Annotated in this window: 22 protein-coding genes; 11 read left to right on the forward strand and 11 right to left on the reverse strand. The window is 65.2% G+C overall.

The window, feature by feature from the left end:
* Position 1: 1 nt before the first annotated feature.
* The gene (locus tag ABT375_RS22060) at positions 2-496 is read left to right on the forward strand and encodes an Lrp/AsnC family transcriptional regulator (RefSeq protein WP_066855158.1); all 495 of its coding nucleotides are present in this window, start codon (positions 2-4) and stop codon (positions 494-496) included.
* Between the two features lie 16 nt (positions 497-512).
* The gene (locus tag ABT375_RS22065) at positions 513-1,667 is read left to right on the forward strand and encodes a M20 aminoacylase family protein (protein ID WP_224550892.1); all 1,155 of its coding nucleotides are present in this window, start codon (positions 513-515) and stop codon (positions 1,665-1,667) included.
* Positions 1,668-1,708: 41 nt separating this feature from the next.
* Here the strand turns inward: ABT375_RS22065 and ABT375_RS22070 are convergent, their stop codons facing one another.
* From ABT375_RS22070 to ABT375_RS22095, 6 genes are all read right to left on the reverse strand, one after another.
* Positions 1,709-2,422, reverse strand: a complete 714-nt coding sequence (locus ABT375_RS22070) for a copper resistance protein B (RefSeq protein WP_416465321.1) — start codon at positions 2,420-2,422, stop codon at positions 1,709-1,711.
* A gap of 137 nt (positions 2,423-2,559) precedes the next feature.
* The gene (locus tag ABT375_RS22075; protein ID WP_416465323.1) at positions 2,560-3,525 is read right to left on the reverse strand and encodes a copper resistance protein B; all 966 of its coding nucleotides are present in this window, start codon (positions 3,523-3,525) and stop codon (positions 2,560-2,562) included.
* On the reverse strand, positions 3,522-5,264 hold the full coding sequence (locus tag ABT375_RS22080) for a copper resistance system multicopper oxidase (RefSeq protein WP_416465325.1): 1,743 nt from the start codon (positions 5,262-5,264) through the stop codon (positions 3,522-3,524). The genes ABT375_RS22075 and ABT375_RS22080 overlap by 4 nt, the downstream gene beginning before the upstream one ends.
* 24 nt (positions 5,265-5,288) lie before the next feature.
* Entirely contained in the window at positions 5,289-5,852 is a 564-nt protein-coding gene (locus tag ABT375_RS22085; RefSeq protein WP_261937040.1) for an RNA polymerase sigma factor, read from the reverse strand.
* Positions 5,849-6,286, reverse strand: coding sequence for a periplasmic heavy metal sensor (locus tag ABT375_RS22090; protein ID WP_416465327.1), 438 nt, complete (start codon positions 6,284-6,286; stop codon positions 5,849-5,851). The genes ABT375_RS22085 and ABT375_RS22090 overlap by 4 nt, the downstream gene beginning before the upstream one ends.
* Entirely contained in the window at positions 6,283-6,549 is a 267-nt protein-coding gene (locus ABT375_RS22095) for a hypothetical protein (protein WP_416465329.1), read from the reverse strand. The genes ABT375_RS22090 and ABT375_RS22095 overlap by 4 nt, the downstream gene beginning before the upstream one ends.
* A 151-nt stretch (positions 6,550-6,700) precedes the next feature.
* Between ABT375_RS22095 and copC the strand changes: the two genes are divergently transcribed.
* Positions 6,701-7,075, forward strand: coding sequence for a copper homeostasis periplasmic binding protein CopC (gene copC, locus ABT375_RS22100; RefSeq protein ID WP_224550898.1), 375 nt, complete (start codon positions 6,701-6,703; stop codon positions 7,073-7,075).
* A 6-nt stretch (positions 7,076-7,081) separates the two neighbouring features.
* Positions 7,082-7,945: a copper homeostasis membrane protein CopD gene (gene copD / locus ABT375_RS22105; RefSeq protein WP_416465331.1), complete on the forward strand. Its 864-nt coding sequence runs from the start codon at positions 7,082-7,084 to the stop codon at positions 7,943-7,945.
* A 56-nt stretch (positions 7,946-8,001) separates the two neighbouring features.
* Here copD and ABT375_RS22110 read toward each other — a convergent pair whose 3' ends face one another.
* The 3 genes from ABT375_RS22110 to ABT375_RS22120 all read right to left on the reverse strand — a co-directional run bounded on the left by ABT375_RS22110 (position 8,002) and on the right by ABT375_RS22120 (position 12,062).
* Positions 8,002-8,727: a cupin domain-containing protein gene (locus tag ABT375_RS22110; RefSeq protein ID WP_416465333.1), complete on the reverse strand. Its 726-nt coding sequence runs from the start codon at positions 8,725-8,727 to the stop codon at positions 8,002-8,004.
* A 114-nt stretch (positions 8,728-8,841) separates the two neighbouring features.
* Positions 8,842-11,364, reverse strand: a complete 2,523-nt coding sequence (locus tag ABT375_RS22115) for an ABC transporter permease (protein ID WP_416465335.1) — start codon at positions 11,362-11,364, stop codon at positions 8,842-8,844.
* Positions 11,361-12,062, reverse strand: coding sequence for an ABC transporter ATP-binding protein (locus tag ABT375_RS22120; RefSeq protein WP_416465337.1), 702 nt, complete (start codon positions 12,060-12,062; stop codon positions 11,361-11,363). The genes ABT375_RS22115 and ABT375_RS22120 overlap by 4 nt, the downstream gene beginning before the upstream one ends.
* On the opposite strand from ABT375_RS22120, the gene ABT375_RS22125 reads away from it, so the two are divergent.
* The 6 genes from ABT375_RS22125 (at position 12,061) to ABT375_RS22150 (ending at position 19,216) form a co-directional block, all read left to right on the forward strand.
* Complete coding sequence (locus ABT375_RS22125) at positions 12,061-12,783, forward strand: arylesterase (RefSeq protein ID WP_261937045.1); 723 nt, start codon at positions 12,061-12,063, stop codon at positions 12,781-12,783. The two genes, ABT375_RS22120 and ABT375_RS22125, sit on opposite strands and share 2 nt — an antisense overlap.
* Entirely contained in the window at positions 12,780-13,829 is a 1,050-nt protein-coding gene (locus tag ABT375_RS22130) for an oxidoreductase (protein ID WP_416465339.1), read from the forward strand. Before ABT375_RS22125 ends, ABT375_RS22130 begins: the two co-directional genes overlap by 4 nt.
* Positions 13,830-13,846: 17 nt before the next feature.
* Positions 13,847-15,238: a carboxylesterase/lipase family protein gene (locus ABT375_RS22135; RefSeq protein WP_416465341.1), complete on the forward strand. Its 1,392-nt coding sequence runs from the start codon at positions 13,847-13,849 to the stop codon at positions 15,236-15,238.
* A gap of 412 nt (positions 15,239-15,650) precedes the next feature.
* Positions 15,651-16,844, forward strand: coding sequence for an AAA family ATPase (locus ABT375_RS22140; protein ID WP_224550905.1), 1,194 nt, complete (start codon positions 15,651-15,653; stop codon positions 16,842-16,844).
* On the forward strand, positions 16,841-17,863 hold the full coding sequence (locus ABT375_RS22145) for a ParB/RepB/Spo0J family partition protein (protein WP_261937048.1): 1,023 nt from the start codon (positions 16,841-16,843) through the stop codon (positions 17,861-17,863). The genes ABT375_RS22140 and ABT375_RS22145 overlap by 4 nt, the downstream gene beginning before the upstream one ends.
* A gap of 105 nt (positions 17,864-17,968) precedes the next feature.
* Positions 17,969-19,216, forward strand: coding sequence for a replication initiator protein A (locus tag ABT375_RS22150; protein WP_416465343.1), 1,248 nt, complete (start codon positions 17,969-17,971; stop codon positions 19,214-19,216).
* Positions 19,217-19,866: 650 nt separating this feature from the next.
* On the opposite strand, the gene ABT375_RS22155 is transcribed toward ABT375_RS22150, so the two are convergent.
* Positions 19,867-20,862 carry a helix-turn-helix domain-containing protein gene (locus tag ABT375_RS22155; RefSeq protein WP_416465345.1) on the reverse strand — a complete coding sequence of 332 codons (996 nt, stop codon included), beginning with the start codon at positions 20,860-20,862 and terminating at the stop codon, positions 19,867-19,869.
* A gap of 205 nt (positions 20,863-21,067) precedes the next feature.
* Here ABT375_RS22155 and ABT375_RS22160 point away from each other — a divergent pair, with 205 nt between their 5' ends.
* Entirely contained in the window at positions 21,068-24,361 is a 3,294-nt protein-coding gene (locus ABT375_RS22160) for a PAS-domain containing protein (RefSeq protein WP_416465347.1), read from the forward strand.
* Between the two features lie 103 nt (positions 24,362-24,464).
* Here the strand turns inward: ABT375_RS22160 and ABT375_RS22165 are convergent, their stop codons facing one another.
* Positions 24,465-25,073: a LuxR C-terminal-related transcriptional regulator gene (locus ABT375_RS22165; RefSeq protein WP_416465907.1), complete on the reverse strand. Its 609-nt coding sequence runs from the start codon at positions 25,071-25,073 to the stop codon at positions 24,465-24,467.
* Positions 25,074-25,090 lie beyond the last annotated feature (17 nt).

Consider the following 25,090-nt stretch of genomic DNA (forward strand, 5'->3'; position numbering starts at 1 on the left):
TATGTTGGGCGGACCCAGACTGGACAGGATCGACCTCAAGATCCTCACGCAGCTTCAGCAATCAGGCCGCATCACCAATGTCGAACTGGCCGATGCGGTCGGCCTGTCCCCCAGCCCCTGCCTGACCCGCGTCAAGCGGCTGGAGAAGGCCGGCTATATCACCGGCTATGGTGCGCATATCAATTTACACAAGCTGGGCGAATATCTGACCGTCTTTACCGAAGTGACGCTGACCGAGCATCGCGCGGGCGACTTTTCCCGGTTCGAGACGCGCATCCGCAAGCTGGACGAGATCGTCGAATGCCATCTGGTCAGCGGCGGCTATGACTATCTACTGAAATTCGTGACGCGCGGCGTGGCGCATTATCAGTCGATCATCGAGGGCATGCTGGAGAGCGACTACGGCATCGAGAAATATTTCAGCTATGTCGTCATCAAGTCGCCCTTCATCAAACATCATTATCCGATCCAGCATCTGTTCGGCGAGCAACGATAGGGCTAAGTTTCCAAGCATGACCGACATTGCCGACCTGATCGAACCGCTCGTCGCGTTCCGGCGCGACATTCACGCCCATCCCGAACTGGGTTTCTGCGAGCATCGCACCGCGGGTCGGATAGCCGAGCAACTGCGCGCGCTGGGGCTGGAGGTGCATGAAGGGATCGGCCGGACCGGCGTGGTCGGGGTGCTGCGCAACGGGACGTCTTCGCGCAATATCGGGCTGCGCGCGGACATGGACGCTTTGCCGATCCATGAACAGACCAACCTGCCCTATGCCAGCACGACGCCCGGCACCTTCCATGGCTGCGGCCATGACGGGCATGTCGCGATGCTGCTGGGGGCCGCGCAGCATCTGGCGCGGAGCCGCCATTTCGACGGCACGGTCAATTTCTTCTTCCAGCCGGCCGAGGAAGGCCAGGGCGGCGCGCGGGAGATGGTCAATGAAGGGCTGTTCGAGCGTTTCCCCTGCGACCGGGTGTTCGGGCTGCACAATTGGCCCGACCTGCCGGCCGGCACGATCGCAACGCGGCCCGGCCCGATCATGGGCGCGGCCGACAAGTTCGAGATTCGCCTGGAAGGGCGCGGTGGCCATGCCGCGATCCCGCAGGACACGCCGGACGCGATATTTGCTGCAGCAGCATTGGTGCAGCAATTGAACGCCATCGTGTCCCGCCGGATCGCGCCGACGGCGTCGGCCGTGCTGTCCATCACACAGATCCATGGCGGGCATACGCATAATGTGATCCCCGAACTGGTGACGGTTTCAGGCACCGTCCGCACATTCGATCCCGCGGTCCAGGATCGGATCGAGGATTCGATCCGACAGATCGTGGCGGGGGTGGCGCTGGCGGGCGAACTGACGGCGACGGTCGATTACCAGCGCTACTATCCCGCGACGATCAACGACGCGGAGGCCGCGCAGGAGGCGCTGGACGCCGCAGCGACGGTGGGCGTCGCGCAACTGGCGCCCGACCCGGCCTTCACCTCGGAGGATTTCGCCTTCATGCTCCAGGCGTGCAAGGGCGCCTATATCTGGCTTGGTCAGGCGAAGGTGGAGGGGTCCGCACCGCTGCATAATCCGCATTATGATTTCAATGACGACGTGTTGGAACTGGGTATCAGGCTGCATGTCGCGCTGGCGGAGCGGCATTTGGCGTTGGGTGACTAGAGCGCTGCGTGCCCCCGCGCAGGCGGGAACATCCGTAGACATTACAAGCTGAAGCCAAAGCCGATCACCGCCATGGTCGATTGCAGCGTATCGCCCTGAGCGCGAGCGAGGCGGCGGGTGCCGGCGAGCAGTCGTTCATGGACGACCGCCGTATAGATGTTGAGCTTGGGTGTCAGGCGGTAGCGCAGGCGCAGCGTCCCCTCCCCCTCCGTAAAGCCCGATTCCACGGCATCCACCGCTACCCCCTGCGCCGACCAGCCGACGCCGACGCGCGGTTCCAGATAGAGGCTGTCGGTGATCGGCAGTTGATAGACGATCTGCCCCTCGCCGGTCAGCCGGCCATTGTCCGACAGGAAGGCGTAGCTTTCCCAACTGAGGCGCGTGCCGACATTACCCTGTACGCCGATGATGGCGTGGAGGTCGCGCGGATGGGGGGTGAAATCCTTGCGCACGCCCACCAGCAGCGTCGCATTGCCGATAGTGCGGCCGTAGAAAAGCCGGGCCTGCACTTCGTCGATCTGGTTGCCGAGCGCCCCGCCGCCCTGCGTCACCAGCATCAACTGGTCGGTGGCGTTGCCGAGGGAGAAAGTGCCGTCCCACAGGAAAACATCGTCGCCCTTGCCGGCGCGCAATTCGATGAGATCGAAGCCGCCGCTGAGCGCCCATGCGCTGGTATCGTCCGCCTGCGCGGCGGCCGGCGACGCCATCACCAGCGCGCTCAGGAAGGACAAGCCCAGACAGGCGGTACGCAGCATCTACCCTTATCCGTTTTGCGGTATCGGGCAGAGACTAGACGGGCGGTACGGCGCGATTGCGCGAAGCGGGATGCCGGTCGCCGCGTTGATGACAAATTATTGCCGGGATGCGGCAGCTTATGCCGACATGACTTGCATTAGAACCAGAAGCGGATGCCCATCACCAGGCTGGTGGCGGACGCCCCCTCCCCCGCCGCGCGGGCGTAGCGCGCGGTGTCGCCAAGGCTGCGTTCCCAGTTGACGCCGATATAGGGCGCAAATTCGCGGGCGAATTCGTAGCGCAGGCGCAGGCCCAGTTCGATGGTCGAGAAGCCCGATCCGACGCCGAGTTCCGGCACGTCCTGCGCGGCGATATTCACTTCGGCGGCGGGTTGCAGGACGAGGCGCTGGGTGATGCGCTGGTCGTAGCTGCCCTCTACCCGCAGATAGGCGTCGCCCTTGTCGGAGAGGAAGGCCTGCGCTTCGACTTCGAACCAATAGGGGGCGAGGCCTTCTATGCCGATGGTGGCATAGGTGCGCTGGGGTTGGGGACGGAAATCCTGGCGGACGCCCGCGACGATATTCCACCAGGGATCGATCGCACGGCTATAGAGCGCCTGGAGTTCGGCCTGGTGCAGGCGGCCGCCGGCTTCACCCTCCCCTTCCGACTTGATGGCAAGGCGGTCGATGTCGCCGCCGATCCAGCCCTCGCCTTCCCAGGCATAGCCATCGCCGCCCTTTTGCGCGCGATATTCGAAGCGGTCGATCATGAGCTGGGAGAAAGTCATGCCGCCATTTTCCTTCGTCATGGCGGCGCGGGCGCGGGCCATGGTGGCGGGATCGTAGAGGGCATCGGCGGCGTGATCGGTGGGGACCGGAGGCGCGACGCCTTTGGGCACCGCGTCATCGGATGCGGGCATGGCGTGGCCGGCATGGGGGTTGGATGGTTCGGCTGGCGCAGGGGCGCTATGGCCGGCGTGCGGATCGGCGGGTTCTGCGGCGGCCGGTGCGTCTTCCGGCTGCGGCATCTGGTGCGCGCTATGGTCCATCTGGCTATGGTCCTGCGCGAAGGCGGGCGTAGCGGTGCTGGCGATCAGCAAGGTGGCGACGACCAGGGGCTTCATGCCGCATCCTCCGCGTGGCGAACGGTGACGACGCGCATCATCCCGGCGTGCATGTGCATCAGCATGTGGCAGTGGAAGGCCCAATCGCCCAGCGCATCGGCGGTGAGATCGAAGCTGACCTTGCCGCCGGGCAGGACGTTCACCGTATGCTTGCGCGGGTTGTGGAGCGGATCGTCGCCGGTCAGCAGTTGGAAGAAATGGCCGTGGATATGGATGGGGTGCGGCATCATCGTATCGTTGATGAGGGTGACGCGGACGCGCTCATTATGGCGGAAGGCGATCGGCTCAGCGCCGTCGGACAGCTTCACCCCGTCGAAGGACCACATATAGCGCTCCATGTTCGCGGTCAGGTGGATGTCGAGCGTGCGGGTGGGGGTGCGGACATCCTGATTGGGTTCCAGCGCGCGCAGATCCGCATAGGTGAGGACGCGATGGTTGACATCCTCCAGCCCCGTGGGCCGATCGGCGGTGCGATCGGCGGGCATGGCGGAAAGGGTCGCGACGCCCGGCCCCATCGGCACATCGGGCGCGACGGAGGGATCGAGCATCTTCATGGCGTGGCCGGACATGCTGTCATTGGCGGGCTGGCTGAGGTCGATCACGCCCCCCTGCCCCATGTCCATGCCCGCCATGTCCATGCCCATGTCCTTCATGGTCAGCAGCGGGCGTTTGCGCAGGTCCGGGATCGGCGCGACCATGCCCATTTGCGGCGCGAGGGTGGCGCGGACCAGGCCGGAGCGGTCGATCGCCTCGGCGATCAGGCCATAGGGTTTCGCTTCGGTCGGCTGGACGATGACGTCATAGGTTTCGGCGATGCCGATCTGGAACTCGTCGGTTTCGACCGGCTGGACATGCTGGCCGTCGCACTGGACCACGGTCATCGGCAGGCCAGGCAGACGGACGTTGAAATTGGTCATGGCAGACGCGTTGACGATGCGCAGGCGAACGCGCTCGCCCGGCGTGAACAGGCCGGTCCAGTTTTCCGGCGTGCCGTGACCGTTGATGAGGAAGCCGTAGGTGGAGCCGGTGACATCCGAAATGTCGGTGGGGTCCATACGCATCTTGCCCCAGTCCATCCGGTCCTTGAGGTTTTGATCCTTGCCCGCGAGCAGACCGGCGAGGGTCTGGCGCTGAAAATTATGATAGCCGCCCATCTGCTTGAGGCGTTTGAGCAGGACATGCGGATGGACCGGCGACCAGTCGGCCAGCACGATCACATGTTCACGCGTCGCCTGCACCGGATCGGGGCCGGCGGGGTCGATGACGATCGGCCCATAATGGCCCATCGCCTCCTGCATCCCCGAATGGCTGTGATACCAATAGGTGCCCGACTGACGGATGGGGAAATCGTAGGTGAAGGTTTCGCCCGGCCGGATGCCCGGGAAGCTGATGCCGGGAACGCCGTCCATCTGGAAGGGGACGATCAGGCCGTGCCAGTGGATCGACGTGTCTTCCTTGAGCGTGTTGGTCACCGCGAGCTGGACGCGCTGCCCTTCCTTCAGACGGATCAGCGGCGCGGGGACGGTGCCATTGATGGTGATCGCATGGGCGGAGCGGCCGCCGGTGCCGAAATGGCTTTCCCCCACGGTGAGCGCGATGCGGTCGCCCGACAAAATGCCGGGCGCGGGATGCAGGCCCGGCGTGCCACTGCGCGCCCAGGCGGGGAAAGCCCCCGCCAGGCTGAGCGCCGCGGCGCTTTTGAAAAGGGTGCGGCGATCGAGGGCGATGGATGTCGTCATGCCCTGTCATACGCGGACGGGGCGCTAAACCCTCAAAATTTCGGTCAGTTTCGCGCGGGCGCGATAGAGGCGGGTTTCGACCGCCTTTTCCGTGACGCCCAGCACCTGCGCCGCGTCCGCCTGGCTCATCTGCTCGATCGTGCGGAGGAGGAGGACGTCCCTGAGATTGGCGGGCAGGCCGGCGATGGCAGCGTTGATACGCGCGACTTCGCGATGGGAATGGGCGGCTTCCTCCGGCGTGGCGTCGGGCGCGGCGATATCGAGCGCGTCGTCGAGCGGTTTGGCGAAGGCGAAGAAGCGCCGCACCGTTCGGCGACGCGCCCAGTCGCGGCATTTGTTGAGCGCGATGCGCGCGATCCAGACGCGGAACGGGCGAGCGCCATCATAGCGGGCGAGCGCGGCGAAAGCGGCGACGAAGGTTTCCTGCGTGATGTCGAGCGCCTCATCGCCATCGCCGACATGGCCGCGAGCGAGGCGCCAGACGGCGTCGCGGTGGCGCGCCATCAACGCGCCATAGGCGGACTGATGCCCCGCCAGCGCGCGGGTAGCAAGCGTCCGGTCGTCGGGTTCGGAGTCGGCCGCACTCACCGGGCGGGCTGGGTCAGCGCCTTGACGATGGCGGCGTCGAATTGCGCCGCCTGATCGGGCCGCAGCACGCCGCGCATCGCGAAGATGTGCTGGAGCGTTTCCTTTTGCAGTTGCCCCATGACATGATGCGAGCGGTCGACCGCTTCCGCCACTTTGGGGCCATAGCCATGTTCGCCCTCGATCGCGGCGGCGAGCCGTTCATTGTCGGCGCGCATTTCCGCCTCCAGCGCTTCGCGCCGGGTAGCGAAGGCGGCTTCCAGTGCGTGAATGCGCTGTTCCTGCGCGGCGTCGAGCGTCATCCGCTGGTGCAGCAGGGCGTGGACTTCGCTTTCCACACGCGGCGTGGGTGCGAGCCAGGTGCGTGCGACCAGCACCGCCGCCAGCGCGGCGGCGAACGCGACCAGCGCGACCAGCGCATAGCGGCGGACGGTCACTGGCCGAGCAGGCGCGACGGCGCATAATCGGACATGCCGATCGGCATGGGTGCAGCCTGCGCCGGCGCAGCGGGCAGGATGCTGCCGGCCCAGCCGATGCCGATCGCGAGCAGGCCGGCGAGCGCCAGGCTGCGCCGCGCCGTCATCCGGTCGCGCCGTTCGGCAAGCCCGCCCATCACCGCGGCGTCCATGTCCGCAAGCCGCGCATCGGTCGGCATCGCGCGCACCGTGCCCAGCAACTGATCCAGATCGGTCATCATCATCTCCATCCTCATTCCCGCATACGCGCGGGGGACGTGCATCCCTCATGGCATGAGGCGTAAAAATTATGCGCATGGGGCGAGGGGTCCGGCAAGTCCATGCGTAAATCCCCCTGATACCCCCCTGTCCCACCCATCTGTTGGAGATGCCGATATGACCCGCCTGTTCCTGACCGCCGCCGCCGCTTTCGCCCTGACCCTGCCGGGCGTTGCGATCGCGCACAGCAAGCTTGTGTCGTCCACCCCCGCGGCCAATGCGACCGTGGCCAAGCCGACCAAGTTGAGCCTGACCTTTTCCGAAACCTTCCTGGCGCCGATGAGCGGCGCGGAACTCGTGATGACCGGGATGCCGGGCATGAGCGACCATCCCGCGATGCCGATCAAGGGTTTCAAGACCGCGGTCGACGGCAAGACCATGACCCTGACCTTCCCCCGCGCGCTGCCCGCCGGCAGCTATGACCTGAAATGGCATATCGTCGGCGCCGACCAGCATAAGATGGAAGGCGGCTACAGCTTCAAGGTCAAGTAAGCCGTCATGATCGAGGGGGTTTTGATCGGGGCGCGGCTTGCGCTGATGCTCGACCTTGCCCTGCTCATGGGCCTGCCGCTCTTCTGGTGGGTCATGGGCAGGGCGGGGCGGGGCGGGCTGTTGGTGGCGTTGGCCCTGGGCGGTATGGCGCTGTCTGCACTATGGCTGTTCGCCAGCGTCGCGGCGATGACCGGCGTGTCGATCCTGTCCCCCGATTGGCCGACGGCGGTCATATTGCTGACCATGACGCCGATCGGGCCGGTGCTGGCGGTGCGCGGTGGCGCGTTGCTGCTGGCGTTGTTGTTCGCAGCCGCCAGTCGCCCGCGTTTGACCGCGATCCCGGCAGCGGTAGCGGCCGCTACGCTGGCGTGGACCGGGCATGCCGGAGCGACGGAGGCGATGGCGGGGACGATCCATCGGGTCGCCGACGTGGCGCATATCTGGGCGGCGGCGGGATGGATCGGGGGGTTGGCGGTGCTGCTGCACGCCATTTTCACGCTGCGGCCGACCACGGCCGAGACGGCGCGCGTGGCCGCCATGCTGTCCCGCTTTGCCCTGATGGGGACGCTGATCGTCGCGACCTTGGTCGTGAGCGGTACGATCAATGGCGTGATGATCGTCGGCCTGGCGCAGTTGCCCGATCTGGTCGGGAGCCTTTATGGATGGCTGCTGGGCGCGAAGCTGGCGCTGTTCGCGCTGATGCTGGGGCTGGCGGCGGTCAATCGCTGGCGCCTGACGCCGGCGCTGGAGAGCGGGACGCCGCAGCGCGCGATCGCGCATCTGCGGCTGTCGCTGCTGATCGAAACAAGCGCGTCCATCGCCATTATCGGGCTTGTGGCCGTGCTGGGGACGCTCGATCCGATGGGGTGATCGCCATAGCACCGCGTATTCCCGCCTCCGCGGAAACAGCGGGCGCTTAAGGCTGCTCAGGCCGGGCGGTAGATGCAATAGACCTTCTTCACATGGACCTGGCTGTTCCAGCTACAGCTGGCGCCCTGTTCCACCAGAAAGATATCGCCCTTGACGAACGTGCCTTCCGCGCCGTCTTCGTCGACGAAGGTCACGCTGCCGTCGAGCAGATACATGAGTTCATAATGAGGGTAGAACATCGCGCGGCGATGATAGGGCGTGGAATCCCAGGTGCCGACCATGAATTCGCCGTCTTCCGATTTATAGTCGCCATGGTTGCGGCACTGCGGTGTCGGGCCGACAAGCAGTTCGGCGAGCGGCGCGCCCGACGGTTCGAGCGGCGCGTCGATATCGACCGGGATGATCGCGCCGTCGCCAGCAGGGCCGCCGGTGCGGCGCATGAACAGCAGGCGCGTCTCGGCGTCGGCCGTCCAGGTGCAAGCCGCGCCGTCGCGTAGGAGGAGGCTGTCGCCTTCGGCCAGAGCGATGGTCTTGTCTCCCTGTTCGATGCGCACCGCGCCCGACGCGACGATGATGAATTCTTCGGCCGGCATCTTTGCCACTTCGCCTGCCCCTTGCGGCAACGCGATGAGGCCCACGCTGATCGGTCCCTCCGCCAGCGACAGGTCGGTACGCGCGGTCAGGAAAGGATCGCCCGAAGTCGCGGCGGCGACGGTGTCGGCCGCCCAGGCGCGCAGGTCGATAAAGGAACGGGTGCGGGTCTGGGTTGCGGTGCTGGTCATGCCGGCCTTCCTTGGATGGGTCAGAAGGCGGCAGGATATCCGGTGTGCGCGGCACTATGCGCCAAGAGCGCGGCGCGTGGCCGTGCGCCCTGCCGTTTGCCGCGGGTTCGGCCGCTACAACTGCCGCAGAGCGCGCGCGGGGCGAACCGACATGAGCGGGATCGCGCCAGCGAGGCCAATGCCCAATGTCAGCAGCGCACCGCCGCCCAGCGTCGCCAGCACTATCGGCCAGTCGGGCGACCAGCTGAAGTCGAAGATGCGCACGATCACGAACCAGGCCGCGGTGGTACCGAGCGCCAGCGCAACCAGCGCCAGCATCGACGCGAGCAGGCCATATTCGAGCGCCTGTCCCGCCAATATCTGCCAGCGGGTCGCGCCCAGCGTCTTCAGGATGACGCTGTCATAGCTGCGGGCCTGGCGCGAGGCGGCGATCGCGCCGACCAGCACGGCGATGCCCGCGAGGATCGCGACCGAGGCGGCGGCAACGATCGCGCGCGACATCTGGGTCATGATCGTGCCGACCTGATCGATGACGTCGCCGACCGCGATCACCGATATGCCGGGGAAGGCCGACAGGAGCGCGCGGGTCATGCCGCCGTCGTGGCGCGCGTCCATGGTGATCGTCGCGGTCAGGCTGTGCGGCGCGGCGGCCAGCGCATTGGGCGAGAAGACGAGGACATAGTTGAAGCCCATCGTGTCCCAGTTGACCTTGCGCAGCGACGCGATACGCGCCGTGATCTCACGCCCCAATATGCTGACGGTCAGCGTGTCACCGATGCCGATATTCATGACCTTCGCCGCTTCCTCATCGAGCGAGACGAGCGGCGGGCCGGCATAGGCGCGCGGCCACCATTGGCCGGCGACCAGATCGCTACCCTGCGGCAGGGCGGTGCTGTAGGTGACGCCGCGTTCGCCGCGCAGGAACCAGGCGCCTTCGGGCAATGCCTTGAGGTCGGCGACCCGCTGGCCGCGATAGGCGACAATCGTGCCACGCAGCGATGGCACGATGTTGAGCTGCGCTTCGGGCGCCTGTTCGAGGGCGATGGCACGGAAGCGGTCGACCTGCGCCGACGGAATGTCGAGGATGAACTGGTTGGGCGCTTTTTCCGGCACGACATTACGGATTTCGCTGTCTAGGCTGGTCTGGATGCCCGCCAGCGTCACAAACAGGGTGAGGGCGAGGCCGAGCGCGACGATGAGCGCAGCGGTCTGCGCGCCGGGGCGGTGGAGATTGGCGACGGCAAGCCGCAGCAGCGGACGGCGCGGGCGCGGTGCCAGAAGGGCGAGGCGTCGCACCGCCCAGCCAAGACCAAGCAGCAGGAGCAGGACGGCTGCGGCGGCGCCCAGCACGGCAGCGGAGAAGAGCGGTTCGCGCGCGGTCAGCAGCGCGAGGGCGACGAGCAGCGCGCCAGCTCCGGCCATGGCGAGAAGACTGCGCCGATCGGTGCCACCGCGCATTTCGACGGCGCCGCGGAAGATGGCGGCGGCCGGCTGGGTGCGGGCGCGGCCGAGCGGCGGGACGGTGAAGAGGAAGGCGATGAGCAGGCCATAGGCGGCGCTGGTCAGTAGCGGCACAGGATGGAGGCGGAAGCCGGGGCTGACCGGCAGCACGTCGCCCGCCAGCGCGACGATCAGCGGCGGCAGCAGCGCGCCGACGATCAGGCCCGTCACGATGCCCAGCACAGCCACCGCGCCGACCTGCATCCGGTAGATGCGGCCGATGTCGGTCGAAGTCGCGCCCAGCACCTTCAAGGTGGCGATGCCGCCGCGCTTGGCCGCGAGATAGGAGGCGACGCCGTTGCTGACGCCGATGCCGGCAATGACCAGCGCGGCGAGGCCGATCAGCGACAGGAACTGCCCCATCCGATCGATGAAGCGGTTTGCGCCGGGCGCGGCGCGATCCCGGTCCTTGAAGGTCCAGCCGTCGGCATCGTGCGCCTTTTCCATGTCGGCGCGCACGGTCGGGGCGTCGAAACGGGGGGCGAGGCGGATGCGATATTTGGCGGAATAGAGGCTGCCGGGCTGGATCAGGCCGGTGCGGCGCAGGCCGTCGAGCGAGGCGATGGCGACGGGGCCGAGGGTGAATCCTTCGCCGAGGCGATCGGGTTCGTCGGCAATGATGCCGGCTATCGTGAAGCTGGCCGTGCCATAGCGCAACCGGTCGCCGGGGCGGACGTCCAGCCGATCCGCCAAGGCGTCGCCGATCAGGATCTGGTCGGGATCGAGCGGGCGGTACGTGGCATTGCGCAGGGTGAGCGCGCCATAGAGAGGATAGAGGGTATCGACGCCCTTGAGTTCAGTCAGGACGGCGGGCGGGGCGTTCCCCCTCCCCTGCCCGTCCCGCTGCGCCATGGCGCGCAGGCGGATGGTTTCGCTGAGCGTGCCAAGCTGGCGGAAGGCTTCCTTGTCGCCAAGGCGGGCTTCGCGCTGGGTCATGGCGATTTCGATGTCACCACCCAGCAGAGTGCGGCCTCGGTCGCTCAATTCCTGCGTGATCGCCGCAGTCAGGCTGCCGATCGCGGCGAGTGTCGCGACGCCCAGGAACAGGCAGAGGAAGAGCAGCCGCAGGCCGCGAAAGCCGATGTGCAGGTCGCGCCGGGCGATGCGCCAGCTTGCGCCCCAGCCGATGGCGTTCATGCGGCGCGATCCGACGCGATGAGGCCATCGCGCATCTCTACGATCCGGCCACAGCGCTGCGCCAACACCGGATCATGGGTGATGATGACCAGGGTCGCACCCGCCGCCTGCTGCCGTTCGAACAACAGGTCCATGATCGTCGCGCCGGTGGTGGCGTCGAGATTGCCGGTCGGTTCGTCGGCGAAGAGCAGGGTCGGGCGCGGCGCGACCGCGCGGGCGATGGCGACGCGCTGCTGCTCACCGCCCGACAGTTGCGCGGGATAATGGTCCAGCCGGTGGCCGAGGCCCACGGCGCGCAATTCGTCGGCTGCGCGATCGAAGGCATCGGCATGGCCCGCCAGTTCCAGCGGCACGGCGACATTTTCATGCGCCGTCATGGTGGGGAGCAGATGGAAGCTTTGCAGGATGATGCCGATGCGGCCGCGCCGGGCGCGGGCCAGCGCATCTTCGTCCAGCGCACCGAAATTGACGCCGCCCACGCTGACGCTGCCGCCGCTGGCGCGTTCGAGGCCCGACAGCACCGCCATCAGCGAGCTTTTGCCCGATCCTGATGCGCCCAGGATCGCCAGGCTTTCGCCGCGCAAGATGGTGAGATCGACACCCTTGAGGATCGCCACCGGCGCATCGCGCGTTCCAAGCGAAAGGGTGACATCCTGCGCGCGGATCGCGATAGTGGCGGGATCGATGGGCAAATGCATGAAGAAGGAGCGCTCCTTGGCGGGCAGGTGGATGCAATATGGGGCGTTGGCGTTGTTTGTCCAACTGGCGGTGGCCTGTTCGGACAAAACACCAGTCCCGCCCCCGGCGGGTAACGACCAGCCGGTCGCCAATGCCGCCGCCGCGGCGACACCGGCTGCCGATGAGCGGCTGATCGTCGCGTTCGGCGACAGCCTTTATGCCGGCTATAATCTGGATCAGGGCAAGGGATTGGCCCCGGTGCTGGAAGCGGCGCTCAAAGCGCGCGGGGTGAAGGCGCGGGTGGTCAATGCCGGCGTGTCGGGCGACACGACCGCGGCGGGCCTCACGCGGCTGGCCTTCACGCTCGACGGCCTGCCGCGCCAGCCCGACCTGGTGCTGGTCGGCCTGGGCGGCAACGATATGCTGCGCGGGCTTGCTCCCGCCGAGACGCGGACCAATCTGGACGCGATCCTGGCGGAACTGAAGAAGCGCGGCATCCCGGTGCTGCTGACGGGCATGATGGCGTCGCCCAATATGGGGCCGGACTATGCCGCAGCATTCAACCCCATTTTCCCCGATCTGGCGCGCAAATATGATGCGACGCTTTATCCCTTCATGCTGGACGGGGTGATCGGCGACCGGGCGCTGCAACTGCCCGACGGCATCCACCCCAATGACAAGGGCGTAACCGTCATCGTCGGCAAGCTGGCGCCGGTGGTTGCCGGGGCATTGCCATCGTGACGGAGCGGATCAGGGTCGGCCTGATCGGCTATGGCATGGCGGGGCGCGTCTTTCATGTGCCCCTGATCCGCGCCGCGCCCGCGCTGGAACTGGCGGCGATCGTCACCAGCCGGGCGGAAGAGGTCGCGGCGCTCGACCCGGCGATCCGTTGCATGGCGACGACGGGCGCGTTGCTGTCCGACCCGTCGATACAAGCGGTGGTGGTTGCGACACCGAGTGCAACACATGCCGCGATTGCAGCGGATGCGCTGCGGGCAGGCAAGCATGTGGTGGTGGACAAGCCCTTCGCCCTGTCGCTGGCCGAGGCGCGCGCGCTGGCGGCGCTGGCCCGGACGAGCGGGCGGCAATTGGCGGTGTTTCACAATCGCCGGTTCGACAGCGACTATCTGAGCGTCCGGGCCGCCATAGAAGAGGGCGCGATCGGGCGGGTGACGCATTGCGAATCCCATTTCGACCGTTTTCGGCCGGAGGTGCGGGATCGCTGGCGCGAGGATGGGTCGGCCGGATCGGGCGTATGGTTCGACCTGGGGCCGCATCTGGTCGATCAGGCGCTGGCGCTGTTCGGGCGTCCGCTGGCGGTGAGCGCCGACATCGTGGCGCTGCGCCCTGGATCGGTCGCGGACGATTGGGCGCAAGTGGTGTTGCGCTATGACGGGATGCGGGTCGTCCTGCACGCCAGCCTGCATGCGCCCGATGCCGCGGGCGGCGGCAGTCCGCGTTTCGCCGTGCATGGGGACAAGGGATCGCTGATCAAACGGCGGCTCGATCCGCAGGAGGGGCAGTTGATCGCCGGGATGCGGCCGGATGATGCCGGATGGGGCATCGACACCGATCCGGTCGAAGTGCATGACGGTGCCGGCGGGATGGCGCTGCGTCCGGCGGCGAGGGGATGCCAGGAACAATTTTATCGGCAGATGGCCGAGTCATGGGCGACTGGGAGCGCGCCGCCGATTTCGCTGGACGAGGCAGTGGCGGTGCAGGAAGTCATCGAGGCGGCGTTGTTGTCGGCGCGCGCGGAACGGGTGGTGACGCTGCCGCTGCCCTGAAGGACGGGAGAATAGAAATGGCTTTGCCCTTGCGAGTCGTGCTGTTGGCCGCTGCCCTGACGGCGCCTGTCGCCAGCGCGCGGTCGGACATGGCGCCAGTCGTCGCCATCGCGGATGGCGCGTTGCGCGGGGTGAACGAAGAGGGCGTTGTCGCCTTCAAGGGCATTCCCTTCGCTGCGCCGCCGGTGGGCGACCTGCGCTGGCGTGCGCCCCAGCCGGTCAAGCGCTGGCAGGGCGTGCGCGACGCCAGCCGCTATGGCCATGACTGTATGCAGCTCCCCTTCCCCAGCGACGCCGCGCCGCTCGGCACGCCACCGGCGGAGGATTGCCTTTTTATGAATCTGTGGAAGCCGCAGGGGCGGAGCGCCAAGCTGCCGGTGATGGTGTGGATCTATGGCGGAGGCTTCGTCAATGGCGGGTCGTCGCCGCCGACCTATGCGGGGGCGGCGCTGGCGCGGCAGGGCATCATGGTGGTGAGCTTCAACTATCGGCTCGGCCGCTTCGGCACCTTCGCTCATCCCGCGCTGACCAGGGCGGATGCGGACGGCGGACGGCAGGTCAATTATGGCTATATGGACCAGATCGCGGCGCTGCGCTGGGTGCGGGACAATATCGCGGCGTTCGGCGGCGACCCGGCCAATGTCACTATCATCGGCGAAAGCGCGGGCGGCATGTCGGTCCATGCGCTGTTGACGTCGCCGATGGCGCAGGGTCTGTTCCACAAGGCGGTGATCCAGTCGGGTGGTCCGATGCCGATGGGCGACGCCACGCTGGCGGGGGCCGAAGCGACCGGCGCTGCGTTCGGGCAGAAGAAGGGCATCGCGCCCAACGACCCGCAGGCGCTGGCGCAATTACGGGCGCTTCCCGCCGATGCCGTGGTCGACGGGCTGAATCTGGCCGCGCTTTTCGCGCCCGGCCCGCGAACCCATAGCAGTCCGATCGCCGACGGTCGGGTCGCGGTCGACAGCCTGGCTGCCTATCGAGCGGGCCGCTTCGCCAAAGTGCCGGTGATGATCGGCGCAACCAGCGACGATATTGGCGGGCCGACCGGGCCGATGGTGACGGGCGCCCGCACGATGGCGCGGATGTTCGCGCAACAAGGCGTGCCGACCTATCCTTACCGCTTTTCCTATGTCGCACAGGCGCTGCGGAACGCGGAGACGAAAGGCGCGGGCCATGCCAGCGAAATCCCCTATTTCTTCGATACGGTCGCGGTAAAATATGGGACCGCGACGACGGAGGCCGATCGGGGGATGGGGCGAATCGCCAGCCACTATCTGGTGAATTTCGTCCGCACGGGCGATCCCAATGGCGCCGGTCTGCCGCGCTGGCATCGTTACGATCCCGACACGCCGGCGATGATGGATATCGGCGCGCAGGATAGCGCCAAGGCGGTCACGAATCCTTGAGATCGAGGCGTACGCCAACGTGCTATCACAACCAATTGATCGTGCTTTCAGAATCCTTGCAGCGTGTTATCGGACTGTCATCAACGTGTGATCGGATTGCACGGCTTGTCTCCGACTCGTATCATTTAACGGCTTTTTTGCTCCGAACCGAGCGGCTAACCCCTCTAATCCCTCAATAAAATCCCTAAAGCCGCGTCGCCCCAAGGCCAACCCTATGGTTAGAGGTTTGATGGCTGCCAGCTGGCTCCAATCCGTTTCCCTTGCGGCATAGCCCATGGTTGTCTTTTGATGCACCGCCACAGAGGGAGGACGCCTCCTTCGCCATACTCTCTCCCCGGTTTGACTTTGACGAGCAATTGAGCGCATAAAACGCGAACCAATTTATCGTCATGATTCGGGTATGAGGGGCGCCATGTCGTTTACCGTGAACACGCTGCGCAACGTCACGACCGCTTGCCAGCAAATGCGCGATCATATCAAGACGATCGTGTTCCGTCCCGATGCGCACAAGACCCTCGATATCACCTTCGGCCCCACTGTGGCCGCGGAGCTGATCGGGCGCACGCCGGAGGCCCTGGCCAAGGCGGAAGCCAAGGGGCGCCTGCCGCAGCCCAAGCAGCTGCCCAATGGCCGCCGCTTCTACACGCTGGAAGACCTGACCCAGATTCGCGAAGCCCTGGGCATCCATGTCGGCAAGCAGCCGGACGAGGATGCGGTCGTGCTGGCGGTGCAGAATTTCAAGGGCGGCGTCGGCAAGAGCACGATCACCAAACATCTGGCCGATTATCTCGCGCTGCATGGCTATCGCGTGCTGGTGATCGACTGCGATCCGCAGGCATCGACCACAACCATGTTCGACATCCAGCCCGAAACGCTGATCGACGACGACCAGACGCTGGGCGCGTTTCTGTCCCCGCGCAGCACCTTCAGCAACTTCGCCGAAACCATCCGCGACACGCCCTGGCCGACGATCAAGATCGTGCCGTCCAGCCTGGGATTGCAGGATGCGGAATGGGATTTGACCTCCACCCTGCGCGAGGGCGGGCAGGCGGTACGTGAGAGTCTGCAGGCGCTGCGTATCGGCATCGCCAGCGTAACCAAGGATTTCGACGTCATCCTGCTTGATCCGCCGCCAGCCATGGGCTTCCTCGGCCTCAACGTTATGGCCGCCGCGACCGGGTTGCTGATCCCGGTGCCGGCGCGCCAGCTCGATTATCTGTCGACCATCCATTTCATGGACACGATCGCAGACAATATCGAAATCCTCGAACAAAATGGCACACCGGTCAATTACGGCTTCATCCGCGTAGTGTGTTCGACCTTTTCCCCCAGCAAGCCTGGCGAGAACGACATGTGGCGCATCATGCAGGCGACCTATGCCGGGCTGCTGCTGGGGCAACCGATCCTCGCGTCGGAAGAAATCAAGAATGCGACACAGGCGTTCCGTTCCATCTATGAATCCAGGCCGTCAGCCTCGCACCAGACCTATACGCGGTGCCGCGACAATCTGGACGCTGTGTTCGGTGAAGTCGAACAGCAGATTCGCCAGCAATGGTCGTCGACCAGCCTGACCGGCACCGACGCCGGTGTGAGTGTGGCGGCATGAGCCGGCGGTCCCTGATCAGCGAAGCGCTGGCCGCCGTCGCCAATGAACCGACTCCGCTCGCTCCTACCGAAGCGGACGCCACAGCGGCAGCGGCAGGGCGCGTCAATTTCACCAACAAGCGGCTGGAAGCCTTCGGTGAGGCGGCGCGGATCGTGAAGCGGCCGACCATAAGGTTGAAGCCGGCGGAATGTTCGATCTGGCCGGGCAATGCGCGCGACTACACGCTGCTGGACGAACATCGTCTGCGCAGCCTGATCGATTCGATTCTGGCGGAAGGCGGCAACCGTATTCCCGCGGTGGTGCGGCGCACGCCCAACGGCCCCCTGCCCTATGAGCTGGTCACGGGAACGCGGCGGCACTGGGCCATCAGCTGGCTCAACAGCAATCATTATCCCGATATCGATTTGATCGCGATCATCGAGGATCTGGACGATGAAGCGGCCTTCCGCCTCGCGGATATAGAAAATCGCGAGCGGGAGGATATTTCCGACCTGGAACGTGGCCTGAATTATAAGGCGGCGGTCGATCGCTTCTATGGCGGCGTCCAATTGCGGATGGCCGAGCGGCTGAAAATCTCCAAGTCGCAGCTATCGCGCTATATTGCGCTGACGGACATCCCGCCCTTCCTGGTGAGCGCCTTCCATTCGCCGATGGATTTGCAGGCCAAATATGGCGAGAAGCTTCTGCCGCTGCTGCGCGATCCGGCAAGCCGGACGAAGCTGGAGGCCGCGGCTGATCAGATCGCTTCCGAGCAGAGCTTCCGTCGATCGGGGGATGAGCAGCCGATCAGCGGCGTCGAAGTGATGGGACGGTTGCTCAAGGCCGTAACCGTGAAGGGCCGCGTGCAAAAGGCGTCCATTGCAGCCGGCAATGGCAAGGCGATCGGCGAGGTGGTGAAGGATCAGCAGAAGATATTGACCCTGTCGCTGACGCCATCCGATCTGTCGACCGATGCGATATTGGAAGCGTTGCGTCCTGTGATCGACGCGGCGCGCATCCGCAATGCGAAACGACGCTGAAAAGCTGGCCATATACGGACGAAAAGCTGAAAATAGAGGAATAATCTTTATATTTCAGAATGTTATGTTAATTTCCCCCCGGGGGGACAGCGGGAACGGGATGGCATGGTGGGGAATGAGGGCGAACTCAAGACGGCGCTGAGGGAGCGCAAGGTCCAGTTCGAAATGTTCTTCACCCTGCCCGATTTCAGCGATATTTCGCTGCGTGATTATCAGGAGACGATGCAGCGTCCCTTCTTCAGCCTGTCGAAGCGCAAGCGGGTGAAGCCGATCGAATATGTCAGTCCCGACAAGTCGGTGACCGTCCATGTCTCGGCCAATCCGACCTACGGCATGGCGACGATCTGGGACGCGGATATCATGATCTATCTGGCGTCGCATCTGAACGAGCTGCGCGAGCGGGGATTGAATGATCTGTCGCCCGTCATTCGCCTTCAGCCCGGCGACCTGCTCAAGCGCATCTGTTGGGGCACCAGCGGCCGGGCCTATGAGCGGTTGGTGAGTGCGCTCGACCGGTTGCAGGCGACGACGATCAAGACCAATATCCGGGCCAGCGCCAAGAGCCGGGAAACGACCTTCTCCTGGATCGACAGCTATACCCACCTGGTTGACGAGCGGACGGAACGATCGCTGGGTATGGAAATCACCCTGTCCAAATGGTTCTTCGACGGGGTGATGGACAAGCGCAATGTGCTGGCCATATCACCGCTCTATTTCGAGATCACCAGTGGGCTGGGCAAGTGGCTCTATCGTGCGTCGCGCAAACATGCCGGCGGTAACGGCGCCGACGGCTTCGTCATCGGCTTCGAAACCTTGCACCAGAAGAGTGGCAGTGAGAGCAGCTATCCGGTGTTCAAGCGCAAGCTGCTCGACCTCGCTCGCGCTAACGAATTGCCGGACATAAGCCTGGAAGTCGTCAATCCCGATAGCACGAAGCCCAAGATGCGGATGGTGATGCGCCGACATATGGCGGAACGGCTCCGTGCCGGACGCAACGGCCCCCTCCCCTCCCCGCCTGCGCCCGATACGGGCGACGGCGACGAGATGATCGATCCCCGCCAAGCCATGAAGCTGATCGCACAGGCGGCTGGCGGATTGCGCAGCCCCGGTGCGGACAAAAGCAAGGCGCGTCGCGCAGCGACTGCGAGCGGACGTGCCGGCGAGATATTGGACGCCGAGGTTCATGCGGCGATCCGCAGCGATTTCCCCGGCTGGGACTATGACGAGTTGATGCGGCGTTTCGATGCCTTTCTCGGCGCCAATCCGCATGAACTGCCACGCAATTATTCGAAGCGGTTCTACGGCTTCGTAAAGGAACATCATCGGCGCAACAAATATAAGCTGCGTTCCTGATTGTCGCCCGTCAACGTGTTTTCAGAATCATATATTCTTCGCATTTGATCCTCCAACGGTGTGGCGGCGCATTGGCCTGCCGGGGTCGACCTGGATCAATAATCCGAGGAAAAGCGTGCGTCCTGGCATAAGGCTAAACAGCAGCCGGACAGAGGCGCGTTGATGCGATCATCGATCTGCCCGTGATTCTGAAAACACGATGGTCGATTGATACGCACGCGAGAAGGCCCCTTCCCTGTCCGAGCGTTTCCGATGGGATCGACATTTTACGAACTTGCCAGGCATGAATATGGGTCTGTCCTAAGTGACAGATGTTCATCATGCCCCGACATGGCGTTCCGACGTGTTTCTGGATATGGATACCATCGACCGAGCAGGTGCAGCAACCTGCCGCCGCATCGATCCGTCGAGCAGGATCGAACGTTCCCGAAATTGGCCTGCGAATCGAAACCGTCCCGGGGGTGGAGGCAGCCTGTATATTTGGTGACAACCGCCCACGCCATCTAGAATTCGGCTCGGATGGAGAACAAAAACGGAAACTTCGAATGGTGGCCGTAGGAGCGGCTCTGGGCGCGATTCCGCTTCCGGCATATAATCCTATGCCTATGGCTGCAAATGGCGCTCAGCGGGCTTCTGGCGAGGTCGTTTTTTCAGACGTCCGACCAAAGATCCACGGCTTGCGGATCGGCCAGCGGATCCGGCGATGCTGCAGGGTGGCGAATATGGGTCACCGGGATGGCATAATGGCGGTAGCTGCTCTGCCCCGTGCGCTCCACGAGCAGTCCGGCGTCGGTCGCGATGCTCAGCAATTTGATCGCCCCGGCCGAGGTCACGCCGAGTTGGCGGATGACGAGCGTGCTGCTGACGACGGGCCGCGACATCGCAAGCATTAGCACCTCCTTCAGGCGACCGGGCCGACGGCGTGATGCGATATAGGTCGCAGCTCGCTCAGCATAGATACGCAGTCGCGCTTCCTGATCGAGATGGTTCCGGGCGCCCAGCGCAATGGCCTGGAGCCAAAGGCGGTCCAGTTGGGACTGCCCAGCGATTTTCCAGGCGGCGCCGCTGACTTGAAAGCCCAGCGCAACGAGGCCGCCGAAGGATGCATCCCACCGGCCCGGACCGTTGCGATCACCGATCAGGAAACTGGCGACAATATCCCCTCGACCGATCGGCGCGCGTCGCCGCCATGCCAGCGCCAGATGGGCGCTATGGATCAGAGGAGGGGCGGGGGGCAAGGCGGCCGCTTCCGCCTGCCATTGCGCCACGCGCGGCCGAATGTCCGCGATCGACAGGCCGGGCGTCGCCCATCGGCCGGCGCTGGCGGGCGCATCATCCACGCCCAGCCAATCGAGCAGGCCGATGCTGTCGGTGCGTAGCGTGTCGAGCGTCACCGGCGCGCCGACGGCCTGCCGCCAATGGGTAAGATCGAAGGGTGCGCCGCCGATGCTGCCACGGCCATCGACGGTGAATGCGTTTGCCTCAACCGATGTGGAGTCGATCCACGCCAGGGCCTGGCGTTCGGCAATGAAGCATCGTATCTTCCAAGGGCGGCGTACCGGACTGAGCCGCCGTCTCTCCTCGATCCGCGCCAGCGCAGCCTGGGCGTCGGCATAAAGGGATAGAAGAGGGGTATCGCTCTCCATCCCATGGTGGAGATATCTGTCAGACGACGATTCATCCATAAATATAGATATCCATAATATATTGATGCAAATCAATTACATAGCGGAATATATTAAACGATAATGGCGTTTAGGCTAGTCCAGTCCTACATTCGATCGGGGCGATCGCCAATCCTCCATCTTTCGAACAGATTGGCGCAGGCGCCCGACCCGCCTATGCCGGGGCATGTCCATCGCCATCCTTTTGGCCATTCTCTATGCCGCGCTGCTGTTCGGCGGCGCTGCATTGGCCCACCGCTATCGCGCCCGGTTGAGCGGATCGCGCTGGCGTATCCATGCCTATGGGCTGGCGCTGGCCGTCTATTGCACCAGCTGGACCTATTTCGGTGCGGTCGGGAGTGCGGCGACGGGCGGGTGGGACTATCTGCCCATCTATCTCGGACCGGTACTGGTGATGGCGCTGGGCGGGCGTTTCCTGCGCCGGCTGCATGTCGAGGTGCATCGCGACGGCGCAACCTCGATCTCCGACTTCATCGGGTCTCGCTTCGGCAAGAGCCGCGCGATCGCGGCGCTGGTCACGATCATCCTGCTGTTCGGCACCATTCCCTATGTCGCGCTGCAATTGCGGTCGGTCGCCTTCAGCTTTGCGCTGGTGTCGCATACGCCCGAGAGCACGGCGCCACTGATCGGCGCGTCGGCCGCGCTGGCGCTGTTCGCGATCCTGTTCGGCGCGCGCCGCTATCAGGTGGCGGGGCAGAATGAGGCGATCCTGTTCGCGGTGGCGACGGAGTCGGTGTTGAAACTGGTGGCGCTGTTGCTGGTGGCAGGTCTGGCCGGATGGCTGCTGTGGAGGATTCCGACAGCGCAAGTGGGAACGGGGATCGCCGTCTTTCGCAGCGGCTTTTCGCCGGGGCGGCTGGATGGCGATTTCATCGTCACGACGCTGCTGTCGATGCTCACGATCATCTGCATGCCGCGGCACTTCTTCGTCAGCATCATGGAGGCGCGGGGAGCCGACGACATATTGCGCGCGCGCTGGGGGTTCATCGCCTATCTGCTGGTGACGGTGCTGGCGGTGTTGCCGATCGCTGCCGCGGGCCTGGCCCTGTTAGGCGAAGGAAGCGCGCCGGATCTGTTCGTCCTCAGCCTGCCGCAGCATTTCGATTTTCTGGGGCTTGCGCTGCTGGTCTTCTTCGGTGGCCTCTCGGCGGCGATGGCGATGGTGGTGACGGAAGTCGTCGCGATCTCCAGCATGATCTCCAATGATCTGTTCGCGCCGATCCTGCTGCGTCGCGCCACCGGCCGCGCGCATATGGGCGAACGACTGCTGTGGATAAGGCGCAGCGCGATTGTCGCGCTGGTCGTCGCCGCCACCCTCTACGCCATGGCGACGCCGTCGACGACCCGGCTCGCTTCGGTCGGGCTGATCGCTTTCGTCGCGATCGCGCAATGCGCGCCCGCGCTGATCTTCGCCGTCTATCGGCCCCACAATGACGCGATGGCGGGCGGGGCCGGGTTGGCGACCGGCTTTGCGATCTGGATGGGAACATTGTTCCTGCCGGCCGTAGATCTGCTACCCAACTGGCTCGACCGCTGGAGCGGCGTGAACGCAGTCACGCTCGGCACGGTCATCAGCCTGGGTGGCAATCTCCTGGCCTATATGTTCGTGTCCGCGCGCGGAGTGGGCGCCGCCGCCTTGGTCCGGCAGCGGGGTATCGCACCGATCGGGACGATGGCGGCGCTGGGCGACCTCGTGACGCGCTTCGTCGGGAGCGAAGCGGTCGCCGACGCCTTTGGCGGCCAGCATCTGGAAGAACGGCCGATCGATCGCAGCAGCGCGCGCGCGGCCGAACGGTTGATCGGCAGCGTAGTGGGGGCGTCCTCCGCCCGCGCGATCATGGCATCGGCCATTTCAGGACAGGGCATGGGCTTTGCCGACGTGGCGCAGATGCTGGATGCGTCAGGCCAGTCGCTGCATTTCTCGCAGGGTCTGCTTGCCGCGACGTTGGAAAATATCGATGTCGGCGTCAGCGTGATAGACCGCGATCTCCGGCTGGTGGCGTGGAACAGCCGCTATCTCGACCTATTTCGTTACGAACATGGAATGATAAGAGTGGGGGTGCCGGTCGCAGAGCTGATCCGCTTCAATGCAGAACGGGGCGATTGCGGTCCCGGCGAGGTGGAAGATCATGTCACCCGGCGCCTCGGTCACATGCGCAGCCGCAAGCCGCATAGTTTCGAGCGGCACCGCACCGATGGTCGCGTCATCAAGACGGTCGGCGGGGCGATGCCCGATGGCGGCTATGTCATGAGCTTCACCGATATCACCATCGAGGCGCAGGCGCGGGCCGCGACCGAGACGGCGCGGCGTGATCTGGAACGGGCGGTAGCGCGGCGGACGGCGCAACTGTCCGACGTCAATGCTCAGCTGGCGGAGGCGATGGCGGACAAGACGCGATTCCTAGCGGCGGCGAGCCATGACCTGTTGCAGCCGCTCCATGCCGCGATGCTCTTTTCCGCCGCGTTGCGCCGACGGCTGGACGAGTTGGAACAGGCGATGCTGGCGCGGCTCGACCGATCGATCGAGGCCGCCAACGACCTGTTGCGCGCGCTGCTCGACATATCGAAGCTGGACGCGGGCGGGATCACGCCGCAACCGACTCGTTTCGCCGCGCGGACGATACTGGTCGATGTGGTCGAAAGCCTGCGGCCATTGGCGGCAGAGAAGGGGCTGTCGCTGCGTGTGGGGGCAGGGGATGGCTGGGTGGAGACGGACCGGTCGCTGCTGCGGTCGATCGTCCAGAATTTCGTAAGCAACGCGATCCGCTATACCGAACGAGGCGGCATCGTCGTCGCGGCGCGGCGACGCAGCGGGCATATGCGGATCGAGGTGCGCGACAGCGGCATCGGCATCGCGCCCGACAAGCTGGACATCATCTTCCGCGAATTCGAGCGGCTGGGGCGTGGGAGCGAGAATGGCATCGGCCTGGGGCTGGCGATCGTGGAGCGCTCCGCCGCGCTGATCGGCGCGAAGGTGGGCGTGTGGTCGCAGGAGGGCAGGGGGAGCTGTTTTGCGATCGGCCTGCCGCGGATCGAGGCAGTAGACGCGAGGCCATTGCCGCCCGAGGGAGCGGTGACGCGGGAAACGAAGTGCCTGCGGCTGTTGGTAGTGGATGACGACAGCGCCAATCGCGCGGCTATGCGCGCTGCCCTGGAGGCCATGGGCCACACATGCATGACGGCATCGGGATATGGCGAGGCGCTGGCCGTGACCGGGACCCTTGACGGCGCGCTGGTGGATTTTGCGTTGGGCGACGAGCGTGACGGGATCGCGCTGATCGAGGCGCTGCGCGGACAGCGCCGGAATCTGCAGGTAGCGCTGGTGACGGCGGAGCAGGGCGTACATATGCTGGAGCGGGCGCGGGAGCGGGGCATTGCGATATTGGCCAAGCCGCTGGGCGGGGCGGTGCTGGACCAGTGGATCGCCGGTCTGGGACAGGACGGACCAGGTTCAGTATGAACGGTCCTGTCAAAGACCGCGCCGAGCGACTTGATGCGCGACATAGACGGCAACGCCTGTCTTTGACGCCATAAAGAAGAAGGGGTGAACGGGAATGGAGGCGCTACCGGCCCGCACCCAGACCCAGCGCGCGCGCGGCCAGCGCTGCCTGGGTGCGGTTTTGCACGCCCAGTTTGGCGAGGATCGTGGTCATGTGCGACTTGATCGTGGATTCCGCGACGCCCAGATCAAAGGCGATCTGCTTGTTGAGACGACCATCGAGCACGCCCAGCAGGACGCGCAACTGGGTGGGGGTAAGCGCGGCGACCTTGTCGGCCATGGCGTCCGTTTCGCCGGCGGGCAGGGACGGCGGGCTTTGGCCGCCGAGCGCCGCGGCGATCGCTTCCTCCATGACCGATAGCGGCTGGTCCTTGCCGATGAAGCCGACCGCGCCATAGCGGCGGGCTTCGGGCGAGGCGATCTGCGCCTCCGCGCTGGAGATGACGAGAATGGGGACGGAGGGGCGTTCGGCATGGAGCAGGGCGACGCCCGAAAATCCGGCCGATCCAGGCATTTTGAGGTCGAGCAGGACGAGCAGCAGGTCGCTGGTCGCGATTGACACCTCGACGGCGCGGTCCAGCGTCGCGGCTTCGATGATGCGGGCCTTGGGCGCGACCGCTTCCACCGCCATGACCAGGGCCTGACGAAAGAGCGGATGATCGTCCGCCACCAATATCGCGCCGTTTGTCG

Source organism: Sphingomonas sp. VDB2 (assembly GCF_047946695.1).
Classification (GTDB): Bacteria; Pseudomonadota; Alphaproteobacteria; order Sphingomonadales; family Sphingomonadaceae; genus Sphingobium; species Sphingobium bisphenolicum.

Coding starts and splice junctions, on each gene's coding strand:
- ABT375_RS22060 (WP_066855158.1), top strand. CDS start 2: ATGTTGGGCGGACCCAGACTGGACAGGATCGACCTCAAGATCCTCACG.
- ABT375_RS22155 (WP_416465345.1), bottom strand. CDS start 20,862: ATGGAGAGCGATACCCCTCTTCTATCCCTTTATGCCGACGCCCAGGCT.
- ABT375_RS22065 (WP_224550892.1), top strand. CDS start 513: ATGACCGACATTGCCGACCTGATCGAACCGCTCGTCGCGTTCCGGCGC.
- ABT375_RS22115 (WP_416465335.1), bottom strand. CDS start 11,364: ATGAACGCCATCGGCTGGGGCGCAAGCTGGCGCATCGCCCGGCGCGAC.
- ABT375_RS22150 (WP_416465343.1), top strand. CDS start 17,969: ATGGTGGGGAATGAGGGCGAACTCAAGACGGCGCTGAGGGAGCGCAAG.
- ABT375_RS22140 (WP_224550905.1), top strand. CDS start 15,651: ATGTCGTTTACCGTGAACACGCTGCGCAACGTCACGACCGCTTGCCAG.
- copD (WP_416465331.1), top strand. CDS start 7,082: ATGATCGAGGGGGTTTTGATCGGGGCGCGGCTTGCGCTGATGCTCGAC.
- ABT375_RS22095 (WP_416465329.1), bottom strand. CDS start 6,549: ATGATGATGACCGATCTGGATCAGTTGCTGGGCACGGTGCGCGCGATG.
- ABT375_RS22070 (WP_416465321.1), bottom strand. CDS start 2,422: ATGCTGCGTACCGCCTGTCTGGGCTTGTCCTTCCTGAGCGCGCTGGTG.
- ABT375_RS22110 (WP_416465333.1), bottom strand. CDS start 8,727: ATGACCAGCACCGCAACCCAGACCCGCACCCGTTCCTTTATCGACCTG.
- ABT375_RS22135 (WP_416465341.1), top strand. CDS start 13,847: ATGGCTTTGCCCTTGCGAGTCGTGCTGTTGGCCGCTGCCCTGACGGCG.
- ABT375_RS22145 (WP_261937048.1), top strand. CDS start 16,841: ATGAGCCGGCGGTCCCTGATCAGCGAAGCGCTGGCCGCCGTCGCCAAT.
- copC (WP_224550898.1), top strand. CDS start 6,701: ATGACCCGCCTGTTCCTGACCGCCGCCGCCGCTTTCGCCCTGACCCTG.
- ABT375_RS22075 (WP_416465323.1), bottom strand. CDS start 3,525: ATGAAGCCCCTGGTCGTCGCCACCTTGCTGATCGCCAGCACCGCTACG.
- ABT375_RS22160 (WP_416465347.1), top strand. CDS start 21,068: ATGTCCATCGCCATCCTTTTGGCCATTCTCTATGCCGCGCTGCTGTTC.
- ABT375_RS22120 (WP_416465337.1), bottom strand. CDS start 12,062: ATGCATTTGCCCATCGATCCCGCCACTATCGCGATCCGCGCGCAGGAT.
- ABT375_RS22125 (WP_261937045.1), top strand. CDS start 12,061: ATGAAGAAGGAGCGCTCCTTGGCGGGCAGGTGGATGCAATATGGGGCG.
- ABT375_RS22080 (WP_416465325.1), bottom strand. CDS start 5,264: ATGACGACATCCATCGCCCTCGATCGCCGCACCCTTTTCAAAAGCGCC.